This is a genomic window from Prevotella sp. LCP21S3_D2 (genome assembly GCF_052118345.1).
Classification (GTDB): Bacteria; Bacteroidota; Bacteroidia; order Bacteroidales; family Bacteroidaceae; genus Prevotella.
Genome location: NZ_JBQKHJ010000010.1, coordinates 71,882 through 94,106, shown reverse-complemented (window position 1 = coordinate 94,106; position 22,225 = coordinate 71,882). Strand labels below are relative to the sequence as shown.

Genomic DNA, 22,225 nt, shown 5'->3' with positions numbered 1-22,225 from the left:
TATGTTGTTATATATAAAAGGTGGAAGCAGGAGAATGCCTGCTCCCTTACCCTACTTAGATTATATTTCAAGATTATTCCATCGGACGAATCATCGACTCGATGAAAGCGATTTCATCAGATGAGAGATTGTACTTTCGATAGAGCATCTCGTCGGTCCAAGGATGAGAGAAGTCTTGGAGGGGGACGAAAGTGTAACTCGCCTTTGAAATGTTTTGGGTGTTCTTTACCAAAGACATCATAAATCTAAAGAATCTAGTCTTGATATAAGAAACCAAATTCTCTGCTTCTATTCTTGAATCCACATCTTTTATTACCAAATACGTTTCGGTACAAACAGAGTTTGGTTCTGAAACGATAGGCTGACTCACGATAGAATGAGGATATTCATCACCGCCAGGACTTGCCTTTGAAACCAAGACCTTGTAACGGTCTATCAATTTTTCATTTTTTACAATAATCTTCTTAGCAACATAACCATTTTCACCAAATCTATAAAGCTTGACTGAATGCATCTCAGTTTGGATTGAAGTAAAATCACTAAAATTCGAACGCATCCCAAAAGGCTTACTAGTACTAACATACTTTCCTAAAGATACCTCTTTAAACTTTAAGACTTTCTTCATTATACTTATAGATTGATTGTATCTAATAAGAAGCGGGATATTGGCTTCCTTCAAAGGACGTTTCATTTCAATCATTTTTCCTTTTATATGATTAATGATAGTACAATCTCCATGATACAAAGAATCCCATAAGAAATAACATACTCCACCTCTAATGTTCAAGCCAGGAAAACAATCATCAGTTTCCGGATAATCATGAATTACTTTCAAACGAGTATCAGAAATCATATTATCTCGAAAATCATCAAGACCTCTTCCACCGGTATACCAACGAGCAGGAATAATCATTATCAAGAAATGAGGTGCTAACTGCTTTGCTTTTTGTACAAACTTATCATATAATGGTATAGCAGCAGAATCTCTTCCCCCACCATCATTCAGCTGATACGGCGGATTGCCGATAATTACATCGAATTTCATATTGTTGAATAGTTCTTTTGGATTGTCTGTATGAATAAACTGATAAGCATGGCTTTCCTTATCCTCACCACGCTCGTACACATCTCGGCTTGCGCCGCAATAGATACACTTGCCTGTAGATTCATTCCAGGTATGCGGAATCTCGTGGAAGGCGATGTTGCCGGCAGCCTCATCAAAGCGGCTGATGCTATACTCGCTGCTGGCCTCCTTGCTGCAATAGAGCGAACGGCGGCTCACCAGAGAAGTAAGCTCCGTTATCGCCATGCCATACACCTGATAATGCAGGATATGGTCAAGGCGCTCCTGCATATCGGGAATCTCTTCGGAGAGACCATCCAGCAGCCGCTTGGTTATCTCACGAAGAAACACACCGCTCTTGCAGAACGGGTCGAGAAACTTCACTTTACTATCGCTCCAAATCTCCTTTGGCAAAAGATCGAGCATGCGGTTGGCTATCTCAGGAGGCGTGAACACCTCATCGTTGCTCAGATTGGCAAGGCAACTGAGCACATCGGGATTATAATTGATCATGGTCGGGAAGATTAAGATAATGAGTCAACGGATATTCCTTGATAGGCTCATGCACGAAGGTTGGCTCGCCCGTATCTGCAAAAAGTAAACCCTCCTCGTCTGGTTTCGGCTTATCATACTCCACGTTCTTGAGCAAATCATCAAGACGGAAGTCACGACGCTTCACTTTGCCACCGCCCACGAAGCCCCATTCCGAGAAGACAATAGGTTTCCCGGAAGACGTTTCCATGGTGAGGGCATCACCACAAAGAATGTTTTTGGCATAAAGAAACTGAATGCAACGCTCATAAGGGGCACTGCATTCCTGATGAAACACACGTTGATAGCGCTCCATGAAATCTTCATAGAGTCTCTTCTGACAGGCAGCTACATTGTCGGGCAGCAGCTCCACGCCATACATCGAACTGATGGCGAGGGCGGCATACAGTTCGTAGTCGTATCGGCTCTTACCATACTGGCACTCCACCACCTCGAGTTTACGGCGCTGAATTTCGATGAGGAAATTGCCGTTGCCGCAAGCCGGTTCCAGGAATCGGGAGTCGATACGCTCCGTCTCTTCCTTCACCAGGTCGAGCATAGCATTCACCTCACGCTTGGCAGTATAAACTTCTCCATGCTCCGCCACTCGCTCACGCGAAACTACCTGTCTTTCATTATCAAAATCTTGATTATTTATCATGTTTTGGTCGGACATTTAAAAATCAATAACACATGAAAGACTTGTCTTTCAAAGACTTATCGTATAAAGTCTTATCTAAATATTATGGAAAGAAAAAGGCGCACCCACATCCTATTCATTCCTAAACTCGGGGTTGTCCGACCAAAGATTTACCCATGCAACGAAACGAAAGGAAGGGGTACGCCTATAGCTAGGCGCATCCTCATCCTCAGAAGTTCGTTGCTATTGTCTGGTCGGACTATTTGAGTTTAGAACTTCATCGAACTAGATACGAAATCTATTTCATCCACAAAAACAGACGTCATCACCCTAAGGCGAATCAATCCGAATGCAAAGATACTGCAAAAATAAGAGATTACAAAAATAATCGCCACCTTTTTTATATTATCCCCCTATTTTCTTGCAAAATAAAAATATTCTTCTTAAAATCTTTGGAGTATCAATAATTATCTGTATCTTTGCAGAGTGAAATGTTTAAAATTACAAATATGGCAACACAAGTATTACAATTCAATCAGGCCCAACAGGCTGTGCTCAATGTTATCTCTTGTTTGCAGTCGGAACAAGACCTGGCAGACTTGAAACAAACATTAGTAAAGTTTATGAATGATCGCTTGCAGCGAGAAATAGATAAACTTTGGGAATCTGGCGAACTAAGCAATGAAAAGTTGCAGGAAATGCAGTCTGAACATTTGCGCACGGCTTACAAATAGACAGACTATGCAGAGAAATATAGTCTTAGATACCAATTGTCTCTTGCAGATAATTGCAAGAAAAAACAAGAATTATTTCTTATGGGAAGGGTTCTTGAATGGGGACTATTGTCTTTGCTATACAACAGAAATTCTAGAAGAATACGAAGAAATACTTTGTCTTAAAACAAATCGTTTAATTGCAACTATAGTATTGGAGATTATAACTCAAGCTCCGAATACCAAAAGAATTGATGCTCATTATCACTGGAACCTTATCACGCAGGATCCCGATGACAATAAGTTTGTGGATTGTGCTGTCTTTGCCAATGCCGATTTCATTGTATCAGATGATAAACATTTCAAAGAATTAGAAAACATCGATTTTCCAAGAGTTCTAGTAATTAAATTAGAAGAGTTTGCCAGATTATACCGAAATATTGATATCAACTAATAAACGAGCTTCTTGAATACAGGAAATCTATGGAAGAAGATATTGCAATAGCAGATATCTATGTGCCAGATGGAAGGAGATGAAAAGGTACAAAAGGAGAAGCAGAAGGTAGGCCAGAAACGAGTTCTCTCTTTTTTAACTTTTAGAATAAGTTCATTTTTAAGAATGCAGGCAAAAACATCCAATTCTGGCATTTTCTTGTATTTTTCAAATATAGAAGTTTTCATTTTAAGAACCTTAACTATCTACTAAATAGATACTTAAATATATTTAACAATAAAAAAGTTAGCCAAAGCGTTTTCTTTTACCTTATTTTTTGTATATTTGCAAGTAAAATTACAACGCACGACGTTTGCCTAAGCAATCTTGTGCAAACATTAATAAAAAATGATGAAGTATGAAAGAAAACTCTACTATCTTCGTTGTAAAGCATGAAAGAATCTCCACAGAGCTAATAGCTGGGAGCAGTAGTCTGGATGAGAATTCCATTAAGACACTAATGCACAATGGCATTAGTGTCTGCAAGGAACGAGACTCTGCGCTTTGGGGCGCCATGATGGGGCTTCAAGGTGAAAACAAGGCCTATCTACCTATTATGGAGACAGAAATTGAGGCTCTACTAGAAGTTAACTATAAACAACTAAAAAGAATCAACATAGAAGACCTCAATATCAAGGATAACATCAGACTAACCAAGAATATTCTGTATCAGAGAATGGTTCGCTATTTCCGCAACCAAAGATGCCCATGCCGTAGAGGCTTCACAAATGGTATTGAAATTTATATACTTGAAGACGATGCCAATCCAAAATACCGTAAATATCAACGTTATAACTTGACCATTAGATACAATGACCAGGTTGAGGACGCATGGCAACTAGATGTCTCTATGGGCCGCAAATCCATTGTTGGCAAAACTCAAGCATTTCTTTTGCCTGCATTACAGAACAAGCAATTTCAGGTAATTGCCGGAACTATGGTTATGCCATGCAATGAGATTACGCAACGCCATATCGAATTGACTGAGGAACAAATATTTCCTATTTGCAACCCAGAAATTAAAGGAGACCTTGCGGTTCCTACCTATTATAATAGAGATACCAACAAATACCTAACCAAGTATAACGGAATTAGAAAATTCATCGACAGATGGATAAACACACCAGCTTTCAAAGAGGAAGTTGGCGTGGATTTACCCGACAACGCCAACTTTATACAATTGGCAGACCATAAGATAGGTATTGTTGACGAGAAAGCAAAGACTCTTAAATTTGGCAATGGTCAAACTGGTGTCAGTCCAGGATACTTCTTCAAGAAGTATGGAGCAGCCGAGCGTCCAGCAGAGCATCGCCATTTTTTTATATGCCCTCAAAGCATGAAAATTACCCTCTGGCGACTATACAACATCTTCCAACAGGGCAAAGACTCTTCTGGTCGTTTGGACCCTAATGATGTTGATACAAACAATTATCTATACCATACAATATGGATGGGCAACCATGCATGGGCTGATGGTATGAACCTCATGTTTTCAGATGATGAGCACGCTTTGGAAGCACTAGAGAACCATCTCAAAGCAATGCCATTCGAGCATTGCAAGAAATACTTTGCCATCATCATATCTGACATCGACCGCGATGATACAACCTCTCCCCATTATCATCTCTACTACAAAATGAAGTACCTGTTGATGAAGTACAACATTGGCTCTCAAGTGATACACAAGAAGAGAGTTGAGGATAAGAATTTCATCAGCTATATGGTACCGAACATTGCTGCAGCCATAGCTGGTAAGGAAGGTGGAAAGGCATGGAAGATAGCCTATCCAAGCCAAAAAAACGATATGATTATTGGCATTGGAGCTTACAAAGAATATGGCATGAACCAACAATATATCGGGGCTGCAGTCTGCCTCGACAAAGAGGGTGAATTACATAATTTCGATGCTTGTCTCAAGGGAAACTTTGAGGAGTTGAGAAGCACCATCATCAAAGCTATCCTCAATTTCTACAAGAAGTTTCAACAACCTTCACGGCTCATCATCTACTATCATAAGAAACTGAACCATGATGAGTCAGACATGATAGAAGATGCATTGAAAAAATGCCAGGTCAGCTGCCCTGTAATCGTTATAAATGTAACAGAGACAGACAGTGAAGACCTGATTGCTTTTGACACGACATGCCCTAATGTATTAATGCCTGTGAGCGGAACGTATGTTCATCTTCGTACCAAACGTGGCATTCACGAATATCTGCTGTATAATAATGAGCGATATGCGCAATATGGTGAGAGAATGGGATTCCTCAGACCTTTCCCCATCAAGATTTCCATCATGGCAGGCAGAAACAACGAACAGGATTTGAGTGAAGAAGATATTAAGAATATCATCACCCTAACATATCAAACAACTCGCATCAACTGGAAATCAGTTTCCATGAGAAGTATGCCTATCACCATTGCTTACGCAAAACTGGTAGCCAAGTTTGTACCTCATTTTCCTGATGGTCAGTTAACTGATTTCGGTAAAAATAATCTTTGGATGCTATGACATTACCAATTATAGAAGCTATACTAAGAGGCGACTTTCGTCCTACACTCATCAAAGAGACAGTTCCTGCAGAGGAACTGTCTCAAATGATGCATACATTACGCCAAGCCAAAGAAAGAACTAATCTCATTGAGCTTGAGAAAGACATCACCCATGCTCTTGACAGCCATAGCCAAGTGGGCTTACAATATAAAAGGGATAAAGAGTTGAAAGATACCATCACTCGCTATCTCAAGTCGGTTACACCAGACTATTATACAAGAGAGTATAAACACGTTCTAAAAAACATTTTCCCAGCTCCAGAAATAAATACGCCTTATCTGCGAATGTACAAGACGATTCTGGAACTGGAAAAAGTACGTACGGTTTGTGCTATACTAGATTTACATTCAACGATGCAAGATGATTCTTTTATCTTTACGGAAGTTAAAGAATTATTAAATATCATCAAAGGATATTGTAAAGAGCTGAAAGAAGAAAAGTATCAAAGCCCCGTAACCAGCCTACTCCGAAATATGCTTATAGAACTGTATTTCAGCCTGTTCATATCGTTTCAAAAAATCATATATTCTAAAAAAGCAATAGATATCGAAGATGATTTTGAAGATTTCGTTTATTATACCTATGGGACTTATCCATCCAAAGATGTAACTGAGAGATTCCGAGAACAGGCCGAAAAAGCCAAACAGGAAAATCGAAATATACAGAAGACTGAAAAAGAGACAGAACAGACGGAAGACAAGCAAACTGTTCATCTTACCAAAGCAGAAAAGTTTTTGGAAGAAACTACTTGCTATGAATTCCTAAAGATGCCGTTGATCGTAGCTTTAGAAGCGCAAGATGAAAAAATGCGCAAAGCAAAAGCATTGAGACTCATTGAAACAATGCTTGAAAATCCTGCTCATGCCGCAGCCATGCTCGAATTTCTGGATTTTTACGGTTGGATAAAGAATAAATATGAAAAAGGTTACACCTATACGAAATATGACGAGTTTTGTACAAGAGTAGTTATGGGATATGAAAATGGAAGAACTTTTAAAAAATATAGAACAGCGCTTCATAGCACATCTCAATCCCTAAAAGACTACCAACATCCAGAATATATAGAACAAGTAAAAGAAGAATATACAAATATAAAAAACGAGATATAAATTCTTGGCATTTTCTTCAAGAATTTATATCTCAGATTAATCATTTTTAAAGCTTTCGCCCTTACAGGGCGCAATTTTCAAACCATTGTTACCCAGGGCAACGCCCTGGGCTAAGAGCTTCTGCCCTTTACCTTTCCGCTACGCGCCGGTGACCGTTGGTTCAGAGCGTGAAGAGCTCACTTGCAAAACTTCACTAATTTTAGAACAACCAGAACAAAATAGAACAACTAGAACGAAATAGAACAAGTGAATCCTACCCTTAGAACTAAATAGAACAATTTTCTTTGCAACCGAATCCAGACGTCACATCGTTAGGGTTCGGTTAATATGTCTAAGAATAAATTTAAAAGCATGATGCTTGAAGAACAGTATGGCACATGCAAGCATGCCAACACCGGCATGCACGCTCCGCAAGGTTTGCAAACTTTGCAACCGATGCAAACTATGCAAAGTCAGGACAGCCTGGATAGTCAGGAAGCAACGGAGCTACTGACGCCACTTTCTGAGTGGCACGACAACTATGAGGTGATGGAGATGTTCCACATCAGTGCCCGAACCCTGCAGACTCTACGCTCCAATGGCAAGCTGCCGTTTGCCAAGATGGGCGGAAGATGCTACTACAAGGAACGGGACCTGCAACGACTCATGGATGAATCGTACAGAGACAGCCGCATCAAGCCTATGCCTAAAGATGAGGAAGAAGGCAAGATGCAGACTCCTATTATTAATAAGGTGGAGAAAGGAGGCGCCCTATGACGATGAACCTTGAACAGCTGCAGGAGCACAGAATGCAGTACTATCGCCATCCTATCTCTAATGTGGTGAGCCACAACCGGGTGGGCATCTACCACTTGTGGCAGTACATTACAGACCCTACCCTCTTCAAGAATGCTACGGATACGCTCCGTGGCATTCCGGAAGAGGAAGAGAAAAGACGCAAGGCTTATAAGGCAAAGGAGTTTGACTATGTGCTGGCTAGCGGAATCTTCAACGCACGCAACGACCAGGGACTCATCAAGCACTCGGGCATCATGTGCCTGGATATCGACCACGTGGGCAAAGACCTGGTGGAGGAACTGAAGCAGGAATTCATCCATGATGAAATGATGCAGAAGAACTTCGAACTGGAACTTGCCTTCCGTAGTCCTTCGGGTGACGGATTGAAACTCTTCGTACAGATAGACCTGCAGCAATGCGACCACCAAACCTGGTTCCAGGCATTGGAGCACTATATCTGGCAAGCGTATGGAGGCATCAAGATTGATGCAGCCTGCAAGAATGTGAGCCGAGCTTGCTTCCTGCCCTACGACCCCAACTGCTACGTAAATCCTCTCATCTGCCCTTTTTAAGGAAGAGTGAAGAGTGAAGAAACAACGTTCGGCAACCGCAGGGAAAAGCCAATTCTATTGTTGTACAAATTAATTATAAAATAGATAAGAATATGAACAAAATACTAGATTTCGACCCAAATCAATGGGCCCAAGTAAGTAAGGCTGAGCAAATCCGCACAGTAGCCAACCGTATCGTTGAGATGAACATCGACATCACAGAAGGATACAATAACTGGCGCAACATCGCCTTCGGCATCTCTCTGGAGCTGGGTGAGGAAGGAAGAAGCATCTTCCATGACATCAGTCGGTTCAATGCCGGCTACAAGTACGAGGAGTGCGATAAGCTGTACTCCAACTGCATCAAGCGTCTGCATGACACTACCAACCACGAAGGTATCACCATCCGCTCTTTCTTCAGTTATGCCAAGGAGGCAGGCATTGACATCAAGGTGGCTCCTAGCCATGACAACGTTGCCGGAAACGGTAACGTTGCAAGCCTTGCAAACCCTGCAAAGGGTGCAAACATGGCAAACCTGGCAATAGCTCCGAATGCATCTACGGCTGCAAATGGCATATCAGCAGAATCAGTAGTAGAGCACGAAGTGGCTGAAACCATCCCGCTGCCTACCTTCAGCGAGAAGGTAATAGGCTATCTACCTGATATCTTGAAAGAAGTCCTTTTCCTGGGCAAGACGATTACGGAGAAAGATATGCTCGTACTGGCAGCCCTTGCCGTATTGAGCGGTGCATTCCCCGAGGTATTTGCCATCTACGACAACATGAAGGTGTTTGCCAACCTCTACATCTTCAACGTAGCCAAAGCTGCAAGCGGAAAAGGCAGAACCACATCGTGCCTCAAGCTGGTGAGCCTCATTGAGCAGGAGGTAAGGGAAGCCAACAAGCAGGAGGTGGACGACTATCAGCAGGAACTTGCCGACATCAGAGCCTTGGGCAGGAAGGCTTCGGGAATGCCACTGCCCAAGGAGCCTCCCTACCGCTCACTGCTGATTCCTGCCAACTGCTCTTCTACCGCCATCTACCAGGCGCTGCACGACAACCATGACCAGGGCATCACCTTCGAGACTGAGGCTGATTCGCTTGCCAACACGCTGAAAAGCGACTACGGCAACTTCTCGGATGGTCTGCGCAAGGGATTCCACCACGAGGATATCAACTATCGCCGAAGAAAGGAGAATGAGCATGTAGAGATTCACAACCCGAAATGGACGGTGTATCTGACGGGTACGCCAGGTCAGGTAGCCAATCTGATTCCATCGGCAGAGAACGGTCTCTTCTCCCGCTTCCTGTTCATGCTGGTGGATATTCCTGCCAAGTGGCACAACGTGTTCTCAAAGTCAACCCGAACCATCGATGAGGAGATGGAAGCCATCGGCAAGCGGGTGTATGACATTCATCTGCTGTTGAAGAAGAAGGAAGGCGGCATCGAGTTCCACTTGACGGAAGAGCAGGAAGGCAAGTTCAACGATTTCTTCAACAAGCTGGTAGAAGAATACAAGGACATGCTGGGCAGAGACTTCGTAGCCAACATCTACCGAATGGGATTGAGTGCCTATCGCATTGCCATGATTCTGAGCATTACCCGTCTGGAAGGTTCCACCTCCCTGCCAGAGTGCATCATCTGCAAGGACGAAGACCTGGAGTGCGCTCTGATCATTGCCGACACACTGATGCTGCACGCTGCACGCATCTTCTCTACCCTGCTGCCTAACAAGGAGGGAGACAACGCGACAGGCATCAGGCTCAGTCCGAAGAGCGAGAAACTCTTTGCTGCCCTGCCTGCCAGCTTCACCCGACAGATGGTGCTGGCTGCGGCACAGAAGCTGGGCATCGCCAAGAGAACGGCAGAGAAGTACGTGGGCGAATACGTAAGCAAATACAACCTCTGCAAGAGAGTAGACAACGGCAAGTACGAGAAGGTTGATACTACTGAAAATCAAGCAGAAGCGGTAGCACATTAAAGTTATGAATCAAGACTACTACGCAAACGGACGCAACGCTGAGCAACATACAACCGATGCTTGGAAAAGGGGAAAAAATGTAGTATCTTTGCAATGTGGTTAGGAAACGAGGGCTACGGAACATATCAATCAACGAGTAGCGATCGGACTTTGAGAAAGACCTGCTCCGTACCCTCTCCGTACCTGCTCCGTACCAACTCCGAGAAACGCCGTTTTCAGGAGTCTGGAAAGAAGGGAGAAGGGAGCCACGAATTGTATCCTATCGCAAGAGGGGTGCAACAAACAGAGTTCATTGACATTTTGATTAACCCATTTAAAAAGAAAGGAAAAGTTATGGGAAAGATTAGACAAGGTATTCTTGGCGGTTTCAATGGAACCGTAGGAACAGTAGTAGGTGGCAGCTGGAAAGGCACAGCTTACATGCGTGGCAAGGCTCAGAGCATCAAGAACCCTCGCACCGAGAAGCAGATGGCTCAGCGCATCAAGTTTGGTATCGCACAGAAGTTTTTGAAGGTGATGACAGGTTACCTGCAGACTGGTTACCGCAACTACACCCAGCATCAGACTGCCACCAACGCAGCCATGAGTCACACCGTACGCAACTGTATAGTGGGCAAGTATCCAACATTTGGCATCGACCCTAGCAAGGTGCAGGTAAGCAGCGGTTCGCTGATGCCAGGCAGATTCTGTACAGTGAAGGTAGCCAACAATGTAGCTACCTTTGCCTGGGAAGACAACTCAGACGAGAGTCATGCCAGCGTAGACGACTTCGCCATGCCACTCATCTACAACTTCACGAAGCGCGAAGCTATCTTCACTACCGAGGAAGCAAGCCGAGTGGATTGCAAGGTGACCCTGAAGCTGCCAGCCGACTGGGATGGTGACATGCTTTCCTGCTATATCGGCTTTGCTTCAGTACAGAACAATGGCGTAAGCAATTCGGTATATGTAGGCGATGTGAAAAGTGACGGTTCCGTGGAGCCTGGTGCCAACGGCATTCTCTACAACGACGGTGTCATCGACAATACTCCAGGTCAGGACAACACTTCGCAGGGAACCGGTTCTGAAGGTGAAGACACCAAGGATGACACCAAGGGCGATAACAAGGGTGAAGATTCCAGCGGAGACGTAGGTTTATAAGCCCTTACAGTTATCAATAAAAAAGCAAGAAGGCAATCTCAAGTGAACTTAATCACTTTTGATTGCCTTCTTTTTTTTATCATTAATCGTAAAGTAATATTCTGATTCTATTTTTCGCTTCCTGAGAAAATCTTGATGCGCTGTTCCTCAGAGAGCTTGCAGATAAGAAGCGTTCCGTCTTCCTCAGCTACGATATAGCCGTCGAGTCCCTGGATAACCACCTTCTTCTCGTTCATCGTATGGATGATGTTGTTCTTTGATTCTATCATCTCGATGTTTTTGCCAATCAGGGCATTGCCGTTGAGGTCCTTGCGGCTCTGAGCCAGCAGACTGCCCCATGTGCCCAAATCACTCCAACCGAAATCGGCTGGCATCACGAAAATCTCCTCTGCCTTCTCCATGATGGCATAGTCTACCGAGATACTCTCACATTCAGGATAACGGAGATCTATCTCTTCCTGCTCCTTGTCGGTGCCATAGATGCTTCTCATGCTCTCGAAAATCTTGGCGATGGCAGGCTGATAAACGCGGAAAGCATTCACGATGGTGGCAGCACTCATCACGAAGATGCCCGCATTCCAGAAGAAACTCTTGTCCTTGATATATTCTGTTGCCGTTGCCAGATCAGGCTTCTCTCTAAACTGGTCTACACGGAATATTTCCTTGTTTCTTGCCGAAGGAGTAGTCAAATCTGCCTGAATATAACCGTAGCCTGTCTCCGGACGGTTGGGCTTCATACCGAGCGTCACGATACTGTCGGTCTCGCTGGTAAATTTCATGGCAGAAGCAATCACTCTTCTGAACTCATTACCATTAGTAACAATATGGTCGGATGGTGTTACCACGATATTGGCATGTGCATCCTTCTCCTTGATGCGCCAACTGATATAAGCGATGCAAGGAGCCGTATTTCTGCGGCAAGGTTCCTGAAGGATGTTACTCTCCGGTATCTCAGGCAACTGCTCATGAACCAATGCTGCATATTTCTTGTTGGTGACAACCCACACGTTTTCCGGGTCACAAATACCTTCAAAACGGTCGAAGGTGAGTTGCAACAGCGTACGTCCCGTTCCTAGAACATCGATAAATTGCTTTGGCTTTTCAATGGTACTCATAGGCCAGAATCTACTGCCTACTCCACCTGCCATTATTACTAAATGATTATTTTTATGAGCCATAATTTAAAAATATATTTTAATAATGGGCAAAGGTACTAAAAATTATCTGTATAAACGAAAAAAAAGGATGGAAAAAACTTCCATCCTTTATTATTTGTCATTTTCTGACTGATTTATATCAAAAAAGACTGATTTACATGATCATGATTTTCGGCAAAAGCCCGTTTAGAGCTTTGCCAATTCTGCCTTCCAGTTAGCATAAGCTTCGAGATAAGCCTGGCGGTTAGCCTCATCCGGTTCGATAACAGCCAACTTCTTCAGGGTTGCAAATGCCTCATCATGGTCCTTGTAGATACCGGCACCGATACCAGCACCCTTGGCAGCACCGGCACTACCATCTGTCTCATAGAGTTCGATGGTGGCTCCACTTACGCCAGCCAATGTATCTCTAAACAATGGGCTGAGGAACATGTTAGCCTTACCGGCGTGGATTTTCTTGATGTCCATACCCATCTGCTGCATGATTTCCATACCATAGCAGAAGCTGAATACGATACCCTCCTGAGCTGCACGTACGATGTGGGCACGATTGTGCTTGGTGAAGCTCAAGCCACGGATGGAGCAGCCCACTTCTCTGTTCTCCAATACACGCTCAGCACCATTTCCGAATGGGATAATCTTCACGCCGTCGCTACCGATTGGCACACCGGCAGCCAGGTCATTCATATCAGCATAGCTGACGTCTGGAGTAACATTGCGATGAACCCAGGCATTCAGGATGCCGGTACCATTGATGCAGAGCAATACGCCGAGACGGTCGAGCTCTGTGGTATAGTTGACATGTGCGAAGGTATTCACGCGACTCTTAGGATCGTAGTTCACATCACCGAGCACACCGTAGACCACGCCAGATGTACCCGCTGTACTTGCGATTTCACCAGGGTTGAATACATTGAGGCTGACAGCATTGTTAGGCTGGTCGCCGGCACGGTAAGAGATAGGAGTACCCTCCTTGAGTCCGAGTTCATCAGCAGCAGCCTTGCAGACTACGCTCTGTACAGAGAATGTAGGAGCGATGTCGGCAATCATACTCTCATCAAATCCGAAGTAATCGAACAGGAACTTGGCAGGCTTCTTGGCTGTAAAGTCCCACATCATACCCTCAGAAAGACCGCTGATGGTAGTCTTCACCTCACCGGAAAGCTTCATGGCGAGATAATCGCCTGGGAGCATGATCTTATCAATCTTGTCGAAGAGCTCTGGCTCGTTCTCCTTCACCCATGCCAGCTTAGAGGCAGTAAAGTTGCCTGGAGAGTTGAGCAGATTGCGCAAGCAGAGGTCTTCTCCCAGTTCACGGAAAGCCTTCTCGCCATAAGGTACGGCACGGGAGTCACACCAGATGATAGATGGGCGCAACACCTGCTGGTTCTTGTCAACGCAAACCAATCCGTGCATCTGATAAGAGATACCGATAGCGAGGATATCCTCACCCTTGGCACCGCATTCAGTCATGATTTTCTTCAGCGCCAGCTTGGCATTATCCCACCACATCTGTGGATCCTGCTCAGCCCATCCAGCCTTCACCGCCATGATAGGCGCCTCATGGTCTGGATAAAACGCAGACGCTACAATTTCACCGTTGTCTACATCGGTAAGAGATGCCTTTACCGAACTGGAACCTACATCAAAGCCTAATAAATATCTTCTAGCCATAATTAGTTCATTTTATATGTTTATTATAATTAAATTGTTCTTTCTTTATATAATACGAACCAACATGGAATTCCCCCCCGAAATGAAATATATTTTTTCTTGCTATTTACAGATTATCGCCAAAGAGATCGTTGCTAACGTAGCCATTTCCGCTGTCGGAACCGGAATTATCCTCCTCGTTATTGATGCCAGCCGTGGCAGAAGAAGAGAAGTCGAGCATGAGCTGCTGAACCTGAACCGACTTGAAATTGATATGATAAACACCATACCCCTTGCCTTTCTCAATAAGCGAACCTGGGTCTTTGGCGCAACGGGTAAGATACTGTGTGACATAGGCATGCACATCCTTATAATTCAATGGTGTAAAGATTGAATTACATGAATTATAAACATGACGGGCAATCTTCTCAAGTTTGAGACCATTGCTGCCCGCAGCCATCAACACTCTGAATATCTCCTGATCTATAGACATGGTTACTGTAATAATAAAGTTTTTAAGTCAAAACAAAGATAAAGAACAAAGAAAAAGAAAGACTAGAGACAGAAAGAGCCGCGGCATTCTCCTGAAAAGAAAACCGCGGTTCCTTAAGATTTCTTATTTAAGCGAGAGCAACCTTGTTGTCCTCGTCCTTAATCTTACCCTCTTTGAAGAGCCAACCGAGACCGAGGATAGTTTCCTCTGTGCTGATACCAGCAGCCTTAGCAATCTCTGCAACTGTCTGAGGCTTCTCTGCAGCAGCAAGAGCCTGATAAACATCACCAGCACGGAAGCCAGCGTTTTCTGCGTTCAAGTAAAGAACGTCCTTCTTTGCAACAGTTGTCTTCTTTGCAACTGGAGCCTTCTTTGTAGCTGTCTTCTTTGTGGCAGCTGTCTTTGTTGTTGATTTCTTTTCTACCATGATTTTAGTAAAATAATTATAGTCTCTATATAAGCACCACTTGATGCTTCACTTCCTTTTGAAGGAAGCATCTGATGATGCCCTTGCTTTAGTCATTTTTTAACACCTTTCAGCATTATCTTTTATTTTGTACTGCAAATTTATAACATTTTTTTCAGATTATCAACTTTTTATTGAAAAAAATGACGTATAATAAATAAAAGCGCAGCATTTCTTGACTTACATCAAGATAATGCTACGCTTTTTTGCTTATATTCAGCGATTTAGCTAAAATATTAATCCTTTAAGTCTAACTTGATTTCCAACTCATCGAGCTGTTTTGGATCCAACTCTGATGGTGCATCAAGCATCACATCGCGGCCTGAATTGTTCTTAGGGAATGCGATACAGTCGCGAATGCTGTCGAGACCTGCCAAGATGCTGACGAAGCGGTCGAGACCGAAAGCAAGACCTGCGTGAGGTGGTGCTCCATACTTGAAGGCATTCATCAGGAAGCCGAACTGAGCCTCAGCACGCTCTGGTGTAAAGCCGAGAACCTCGAACATCTTCTCCTGCAACTGGGTGTCGTGGATACGGAGAGAACCTCCACCCACTTCGATACCGTTGCAGACAAAGTCGTATGCCTTGGCACGAACCTGCTCTGGATGCTCATCGAGCAATGGGATATCGTCTGGATTTGGCATGGTGAATGGATGGTGGGTAGCCATCAGGCGCTGCTCCTCGTCGCTCCACTCGAAGAGAGGGAAGTCAATAATCCAGAGACACTTGAATACGTTCTTGTCGCGCAAACCAAGACGCTCACCCATTTCAAGACGCAGAGAGCAGAGCTGGATACGGGTCTTGTTGGCATTGTCGCCACTCAGGATCAATACCAGGTCGCCATCCTTGGCACCCATCACGGTCTTGATCTCAGCCAATTCCTCTGGAGTATAGAACTTATCGATGCTACTCTTGATAGTACCATCAGCATTATACTTGATGTAAACCAATCCCTTAGCACCTACCTGTGGACGCTTCACGAAATCGGTCAGTTCATTAAGCTGCTTGCGGCTATAGTCAGCGCATCCAGGAACGCAGATACCACCGATATACTTAGCCTCATCGAATACGGCGAAGATTCCCTTGCCCTTGAAAGCTTCCTTGAGTTCTACAAACTCCATGCCGAAGCGCAAGTCTGGCTTGTCGCTACCGAAGCGGCGCATAGCATCATGCCATGTCATCTGCTCCAGCTTAGGCAATTCTACGCCACGGATTTCCTTAAACAGGTGGCGTGCCATCTCTTCGAAAAGATTGATGACATCATCCTGGTCTACGAAACTCATCTCGCAGTCAATCTGTGTAAACTCTGGCTGACGGTCAGCACGGAGGTCCTCATCACGGAAGCACTTGGCAATCTGGAAGTAGCGGTCGAAACCAGCTACCATCAGAAGCTGCTTCAGGGTCTGAGGGCTCTGAGGAAGTGCATAGAACTGTCCTGGGTTCATACGGGAAGGAACCACGAAGTCGCGGGCACCCTCTGGAGTACTACCGATGAGGATAGGAGTCTCAACCTCCATGAAGTTCTGGCTGTCGAGGAAATTACGGATGAGGATGCACATACGGTGGCGCAACTCCAGGTTCTTGCGTACGGCAGGGCGACGCAAGTCGAGGTAACGATACTTCATACGGATATCATCACCACCATCAGTATTATCTTCGATAGTGAAAGGAGGAGTCTGGCTCTTAGAGAGCACGTTAAGTTCCTTCACCAGGATTTCAATATCACCGGTATCCATCTTAGGATTCTTGCTCTGTCGCTCGCTTACTGTACCCTTAATCTGGATGCAGTATTCACGACCCAGCTTGTTAGCTGCATCGCACAAGTCCTTGTTATCGGCCTCATTGAAGACCAACTGTGTGATACCATAACGGTCGCGCAAGTCAACGAATGTCATACCACCCATCTTTCTTGTGCGCTGTACCCATCCGGCAAGAGTTACCTCTTTGCCTGCATCAGAGAGACGAAGCTCTCCACAAGTATTACTTCTGTACATACCTTTATATTATATATATTTATTTACTACAATGTGCAAAGTTACGACAAAAAGAGGAGAAAACAAAAAAAAAACGCGAAAATATTATAAAATAATACCTTCGCGACCTTATTCTATTATAAACCAACTATCAATTTGCATCATTCCTGCCCATTTGTGCATCTTGCAGGAATCTTATTTCTATCCAAGACGAAATATTATTTGTGCATCCTGCGGAATGCCTGTCTGTGGAATTTCTCCTCTGCCTTGATAACGCTGAGCACCTTATAGGCAGGCAGCACGGTCATGAATCTTGCATGATATTCCTGCTGCAGCTGTTTCAGCTGGATGTCTATCTCATCCTGTCGGCGGATAGCCGCTTCGCACGCCTCGTTGTCCTTAGGATTGATGTGTCTGTACCGGCGCATCTCATCGAAAAGCATACGCATCTTCTTGCCCATCTGCCGATACATGGGGAAGAATCTGGCAGCCTCTCCAGGCGTCAGGGCAGCATTGGTTGTGATATACTGCTCCAGTTCCACCTGAAACTTCTTAGGGTCGAATGCAGCATGCTTTCTGCCATGCTGAGCCTGAATGCCAGTGATGCCCATCAGCAGCATGACCATCAAAATGATGATTCTATGTTGGAAATTCCATTTCATATCTTTAATTATTGTTTATTTCATCTGATTCCGTAACCTAAACGTTACTATCTTAGTTCTCTGTCATCAATGATGCATAGATAGTCTCATTGTCTATCATCGCATAGTCTGCCATCTCATTGAAGGCGGCTTCCTCACTGGCCACAGCTTTCTGTTCATGCTGCTTCACATGAGCCACCCCCTTGCTGTTGCCTTCATGCTGCCAAGCCCAGAACGAGCCGCCGCCCAGCAGCGCCACGACAGCAACGGCAGCAGCTATCTTGCGCAATGGCAACTTCTGCCAGAGCGTCTGACGGCTGCGTATGTCGATGACACGAATCTCCTGTTCCGGCAATTTCTCCATGATTCTCTCGGTGAGATGATCGAAGTAACCATCAGGAACCTTGAAGGGATTCTCCTTGCCAAAACGTTCTTTCAATATGTTTTCTTCTCTTGTCATATACTACTACCTTTCCTTCTTTTTTATTATTGACGGATTCAACCTCAAAAGGTTTAATATTTCTGCAAGAATTCTGTTATTTTCTTCACTGCCAGATGGTAAGATGCCTTCAAGGCGCCTTCGCTGGTAGAGAGGATCTTGCTTATCTCAGAATATTTCATGTTGTCGAAATACTTCAGGGTGAACACCGTGCGCTGCACATCGGGCAACAGGGCTACGGCTTCCTGCAGATGTACCTGGATCTCATCCCCGTCGAAATATTCATCGGCAAGCAAGCGTGAAGCGATGCCGGGTTCATCATCCGCACTCACTTGCGTGGACTGCTTCTTCTTTCTGAGGAAATCCAGGGATTCGTTGATGGCGATGCGGTAAAGCCAGGTGGACAGGGATGACTTACCCTGAAAGGTTGCCAGATTGGTCCATGCCTTGATAAAGACATTCTGTAAAATGTCATCGGCATCGTCATGATTGAGTACGATGTTGCGAATCTTCCAATACAACGTCTCGCTATACTGACTCACTAGCACAGCGAATCCTGCCCGTTGCGTCTTCGGATCGCTCAACATTTCCAAAAGTTCTTTATCTTTGATCATAATTAAGATTTATTTTCTTATAAATATTTCTTCAGATGCTCCCATATCACCTTGTCATATCCGTACACGTCGGGATATTCCCTGGTGCGTCCACCTGCCAGCGGATAGAGCGTATAGTAGGTGATGAAGAGAGGCACCTCCGGCTTCACCTTCACGCCATTCACCACCATCTTGCGGTTGCTCAGCGAGTCGTCCGTCATCGAATACTTGATTTTATCCATCAACTTCCGGTTCTTTTCTGCCAGGAGGAATACGGCAAAATCGTAAGGCTTCTCTATTCTGATACAGCCATGCGATACTCCCCTCTCCTCTCTTTCAAAGACTCCCCTGCTGCTGGTATCATGCAGATAGACCGAGAAGTTGTTGTCGAATCGGAAGATGATGCGTCCCAGGGCATTGCCCTTTCCTCCGCGCTGCACCACTCCATAGGCACCAGAAACCAGCATGGCTCTCGTCACCCGATGCAGATCCACCTCCTCGCCGGTCTTCACATCCCTCACATAGTAGTTACGTGCCAGGAAATAGCCTGGATTTCCGGCATGGCGGGCCATATCGTGAAGAATGATGCTGCGTGGCACAAACCATTTCGGATTGATATCCATTCTCTTGATATGGCTGTTGAGCAATGGGGTCTTGGTCTTGAGCGATCCGCAGCCGATACGCATGGTGAGCGTATCCTGCCCGTCTACCGCCATCAGCTGGTAAGCCGGGATATTGACCACAACATATTTCTGATGGTTCCAGATATTGTCCTTCTGTCTCCATCTGCTCCTTTCCATATTCACCAGCACCCGGTCACGCTCTCCTTTGGAAAGTCCTCCCCTGTTCAGTTTTTCCTTGAATACGCGGTAGAACGGATTTTCCGGCTGTACTGATTTCAGGAATGCGGTAAGCGAATCTGTTCCCATACCGATTCTTTCCATCGCCTGGGCAAAGAACGAATCATCAGGATGTTCCATCTTCACATCAAAGAGCTCCCTGAATCTTACAGGTAGCTTGATTGTATCATAGGGATTAGGAGCCACCGTATCCAGGCGGTTCAGCACGAAGCTGGGATTCATATAACCAAAGCGCTGACCGGCAACGTATCTCAGATACGATTTGGTAAGCCGGTACTCCAATCTAGCCATCACCCTGTTCACCTGGTTCTGCTGTCTGTCCAGGTGCAGGGTTCTGAGCCGTTCGATGTCTTCCGCAATCTCATCCACAAAAAAGCGTCGCTTATTGAATCCGAATTCATCTACAGTTTTCAGAAACGAGAGCAGCGAATCGGCACGATGATCTATACCATGACGGTCAATCCACAGGAAGCCGCCACGGTGCTGATAATATTTCCGAGTATGGAGGTCGGCAACAAGACGGTCTTTATCCTGCTGCATGAGGCTATCCATCAATCCTCGAATCACTTTAGAATTGACAGCATACGCCTTCTCGTTAAAATCCTGATAGTATTCTAACGTCAACAGCCTGTTGCTATTGGGTTGCGAATCCTTACACCCCATCATCATCAAACCGAGCAACAGGGGTAAAAATCTCAATAACTTCACTTTTACCTACGATTGACAGTAATTTTACGTGTAAACGATGGACCTACTTTAATAATATAGATACCATCCGACAAAGGCATGGAGATGCGCTTGTCCTGACCTTCTACCATAAAGGATTTGACAACGATGCCAGCCAGGTTATAAACCTTAACTACCAGCCCGTTGGCACCCGTGATATGCATCACGCCATTGGTATAGCTTACGGCAATGTCCTGTGCTTCCAGGTCTATCATTTCCACAGCACTGGTTTCTGCCAGCACCTGGGTAGGTGCTGCCATCATCATTGCAGCCAATGTTATCATAGAAAGTATAGTTTTCTTCATATTGTGATTCCTTATATAATGATTTTACGTAAAATTCTTTCTGCAAAGGTATACAAAAAATAGGAACCTTCCAACATATAGCTGGTAAAGTTCCTATTATTTTTATATTTTTAACCTAACAGGCAATATGATTTCATCATGATTACATGATACCGTCTTCACGGAGTTTCTGCTGCCACTTCCATGCAGAAGCCAGGACGTCAGAAAGATTAGCTTCTGCCTTCCAGCCCAATACCTTGTTTGCCTTGGTGCAGTCGCCCCAGATCTTCTCGATATCACCCTCACGGCGAGGACCATACTTCCAGTTCAGCTTCACGCCGGTAGCCTTCTCGAAAGTCTCTACGATTTCGAGGGTTGAATTACCGTTGCCTGTACCAATGTTGAAGTACTCGATAGGCTCTGTCTCCTTGTCAAGTACACGAGCCATAGCGCAAACGTGAGCCTTGGCAAGGTCTACTACATAGATATAGTCGCGGATGCAGGTTCCGTCTGGAGTATCATAGTCGTTACCGAAGATGGTCAACTCCTTGCGGATGCCCATAGCGGTCTGAGTAACGTAAGGAATCAGGTTGTTTGGCACGCCGTTAGGCAACTCACCGATTTCTGCAGATGGGTGTGCACCGATTGGGTTGAAGTATCTCAGCACGATGCTCTTGATGTTGGCACCGCTGTGGATATAGTCGGCAATGATCTGCTCGTTGATTTCCTTAGTATTACCGTAAGGAGAGGTAGCCTTCTGGTGAGGAGCCTCCTCAGTAACAGGAAGGTTCTCTGGCTTTGGCTGACCGTAAACGGTGCAAGAAGAAGAGAAGATGATACCCTTGACATTATATTTTGGCATCAACTCAAGCAGGTTGATGAGCGATACTACATTGTTACGATAATACATCAGAGGTTTCTGAACGCTCTCGCCTACTGCCTTGCTGGCAGCGAAATGGATGATACCCTGGATTTCAGGATACTTCTGGAAAATAGCCTCTGTTGCTTCCTTGTCACGCAAGTCTACTTTCTCGAAAGCAGGACGAATACCTGTGATCTTCTCGATACCGTCGAGAACCTCAATCTTTGAGTTGGAGAGATCGTCTACAATGACTACATTGTAACCTGCCTGCTGTAATTCTACTGTGGTATGACTACCGATAAAACCTGTACCGCCAGTTACCAAAATTGTCTGTTTCATACTTCTTAGTCTTTGATTGAATAATTGATAGTGTCTAGCGTTTATCGCTTAGATGGTTGCAAAAGTACTGCAAAAAAGTGAAACTACAAAATAATTCTGAAAAAATATGCTTACTTATTCTTTATTTTCAAGAATTCAACGTAACTTTGCAACTGAATCAGAATGATCAGCAGAAGAAATCTTTTG

The 22,225-nt window shown here is 44.6% G+C and carries 21 protein-coding genes; 8 read left to right on the top strand and 13 right to left on the bottom strand.

What is annotated here, in order from left to right; all coding sequences use genetic code 11:
- Positions 1–73 precede the first annotated feature (73 nt).
- Both ACTQ16_RS08660 and ACTQ16_RS08655 read right to left on the bottom strand, forming a co-directional pair.
- The gene (locus tag ACTQ16_RS08660) at positions 74–1,576 is read right to left on the bottom strand and encodes an Eco57I restriction-modification methylase domain-containing protein (protein ID WP_441937000.1); all 1,503 of its coding nucleotides are present in this window, start codon (positions 1,574–1,576) and stop codon (positions 74–76) included.
- On the bottom strand, positions 1,563–2,255 hold the full coding sequence (locus ACTQ16_RS08655) for a DNA methyltransferase (protein ID WP_040553841.1): 693 nt from the start codon (positions 2,253–2,255) through the stop codon (positions 1,563–1,565). The genes ACTQ16_RS08660 and ACTQ16_RS08655 overlap by 14 nt, the downstream gene beginning before the upstream one ends.
- Positions 2,256–2,743: 488 nt before the next feature.
- Between ACTQ16_RS08655 and ACTQ16_RS08650 the strand changes: the two genes are divergently transcribed.
- The 8 genes from ACTQ16_RS08650 to ACTQ16_RS08615 all read left to right on the top strand — a co-directional run bounded on the left by ACTQ16_RS08650 (position 2,744) and on the right by ACTQ16_RS08615 (position 11,553).
- Positions 2,744–2,968, top strand: coding sequence for a hypothetical protein (locus tag ACTQ16_RS08650; RefSeq protein WP_294968332.1), 225 nt, complete (start codon positions 2,744–2,746; stop codon positions 2,966–2,968).
- Positions 2,969–2,975: 7 nt separating this feature from the next.
- On the top strand, positions 2,976–3,401 hold the full coding sequence (locus ACTQ16_RS08645) for a putative toxin-antitoxin system toxin component, PIN family (protein WP_294968329.1): 426 nt from the start codon (positions 2,976–2,978) through the stop codon (positions 3,399–3,401).
- A 397-nt stretch (positions 3,402–3,798) separates the two neighbouring features.
- On the top strand, positions 3,799–5,952 hold the full coding sequence (locus ACTQ16_RS08640; protein WP_441936998.1) for a Piwi domain-containing protein: 2,154 nt from the start codon (positions 3,799–3,801) through the stop codon (positions 5,950–5,952).
- Positions 5,949–7,103, top strand: a complete 1,155-nt coding sequence (locus ACTQ16_RS08635) for a hypothetical protein (protein ID WP_441936997.1) — start codon at positions 5,949–5,951, stop codon at positions 7,101–7,103. The genes ACTQ16_RS08640 and ACTQ16_RS08635 overlap by 4 nt, the downstream gene beginning before the upstream one ends.
- 351 nt (positions 7,104–7,454) lie before the next feature.
- Positions 7,455–7,859 (top strand): helix-turn-helix domain-containing protein, encoded by a 405-nt coding sequence (locus ACTQ16_RS08630; RefSeq protein WP_441936995.1) that lies wholly within the window; start codon positions 7,455–7,457, stop codon positions 7,857–7,859.
- Complete coding sequence (locus ACTQ16_RS08625) at positions 7,856–8,452, top strand: BT4734/BF3469 family protein (protein WP_441936993.1); 597 nt, start codon at positions 7,856–7,858, stop codon at positions 8,450–8,452. Before ACTQ16_RS08630 ends, ACTQ16_RS08625 begins: the two co-directional genes overlap by 4 nt.
- A gap of 92 nt (positions 8,453–8,544) precedes the next feature.
- Positions 8,545–10,413: a DUF3987 domain-containing protein gene (locus tag ACTQ16_RS08620; RefSeq protein ID WP_441936991.1), complete on the top strand. Its 1,869-nt coding sequence runs from the start codon at positions 8,545–8,547 to the stop codon at positions 10,411–10,413.
- Positions 10,414–10,746: 333 nt separating this feature from the next.
- Positions 10,747–11,553, top strand: coding sequence for a DUF6266 family protein (locus ACTQ16_RS08615; RefSeq protein WP_441936989.1), 807 nt, complete (start codon positions 10,747–10,749; stop codon positions 11,551–11,553).
- Positions 11,554–11,660: 107 nt separating this feature from the next.
- Here the strand turns inward: ACTQ16_RS08615 and ACTQ16_RS08610 are convergent, their stop codons facing one another.
- The 11 genes from ACTQ16_RS08610 to galE all read right to left on the bottom strand — a co-directional run bounded on the left by ACTQ16_RS08610 (position 11,661) and on the right by galE (position 22,039).
- Positions 11,661–12,731 carry a mannose-1-phosphate guanylyltransferase gene (locus ACTQ16_RS08610; protein WP_295346717.1) on the bottom strand — a complete coding sequence of 357 codons (1,071 nt, stop codon included), beginning with the start codon at positions 12,729–12,731 and terminating at the stop codon, positions 11,661–11,663.
- Positions 12,732–12,896: 165 nt separating this feature from the next.
- Positions 12,897–14,384 carry a xylulokinase gene (locus ACTQ16_RS08605; protein ID WP_217760677.1) on the bottom strand — a complete coding sequence of 496 codons (1,488 nt, stop codon included), beginning with the start codon at positions 14,382–14,384 and terminating at the stop codon, positions 12,897–12,899.
- A gap of 106 nt (positions 14,385–14,490) precedes the next feature.
- Positions 14,491–14,856, bottom strand: a complete 366-nt coding sequence (locus tag ACTQ16_RS08600) for a hypothetical protein (RefSeq protein WP_217760676.1) — start codon at positions 14,854–14,856, stop codon at positions 14,491–14,493.
- A 127-nt stretch (positions 14,857–14,983) separates the two neighbouring features.
- Positions 14,984–15,283 carry a winged helix-turn-helix domain-containing protein gene (locus ACTQ16_RS08595; RefSeq protein WP_294968300.1) on the bottom strand — a complete coding sequence of 100 codons (300 nt, stop codon included), beginning with the start codon at positions 15,281–15,283 and terminating at the stop codon, positions 14,984–14,986.
- A gap of 275 nt (positions 15,284–15,558) precedes the next feature.
- Positions 15,559–17,316: an aspartate--tRNA ligase gene (gene aspS / locus ACTQ16_RS08590; protein WP_441932664.1), complete on the bottom strand. Its 1,758-nt coding sequence runs from the start codon at positions 17,314–17,316 to the stop codon at positions 15,559–15,561.
- Between the two features lie 197 nt (positions 17,317–17,513).
- Positions 17,514–17,957 carry a hypothetical protein gene (locus tag ACTQ16_RS08585; protein WP_294968294.1) on the bottom strand — a complete coding sequence of 148 codons (444 nt, stop codon included), beginning with the start codon at positions 17,955–17,957 and terminating at the stop codon, positions 17,514–17,516.
- Positions 17,958–18,009: 52 nt separating this feature from the next.
- Positions 18,010–18,396, bottom strand: a complete 387-nt coding sequence (locus ACTQ16_RS08580) for a hypothetical protein (RefSeq protein ID WP_441936986.1) — start codon at positions 18,394–18,396, stop codon at positions 18,010–18,012.
- A 53-nt stretch (positions 18,397–18,449) separates the two neighbouring features.
- Positions 18,450–18,989: an RNA polymerase sigma factor gene (locus ACTQ16_RS08575; protein ID WP_441932666.1), complete on the bottom strand. Its 540-nt coding sequence runs from the start codon at positions 18,987–18,989 to the stop codon at positions 18,450–18,452.
- Positions 18,990–19,006: 17 nt separating this feature from the next.
- On the bottom strand, positions 19,007–20,527 hold the full coding sequence (locus ACTQ16_RS08570; protein WP_441936985.1) for a L,D-transpeptidase family protein: 1,521 nt from the start codon (positions 20,525–20,527) through the stop codon (positions 19,007–19,009).
- Between the two features lie 11 nt (positions 20,528–20,538).
- The gene (locus ACTQ16_RS08565) at positions 20,539–20,859 is read right to left on the bottom strand and encodes a T9SS type A sorting domain-containing protein (RefSeq protein WP_264950227.1); all 321 of its coding nucleotides are present in this window, start codon (positions 20,857–20,859) and stop codon (positions 20,539–20,541) included.
- A 142-nt stretch (positions 20,860–21,001) separates the two neighbouring features.
- Positions 21,002–22,039: a UDP-glucose 4-epimerase GalE gene (gene galE / locus ACTQ16_RS08560; protein WP_295346712.1), complete on the bottom strand. Its 1,038-nt coding sequence runs from the start codon at positions 22,037–22,039 to the stop codon at positions 21,002–21,004.
- Positions 22,040–22,225 lie beyond the last annotated feature (186 nt).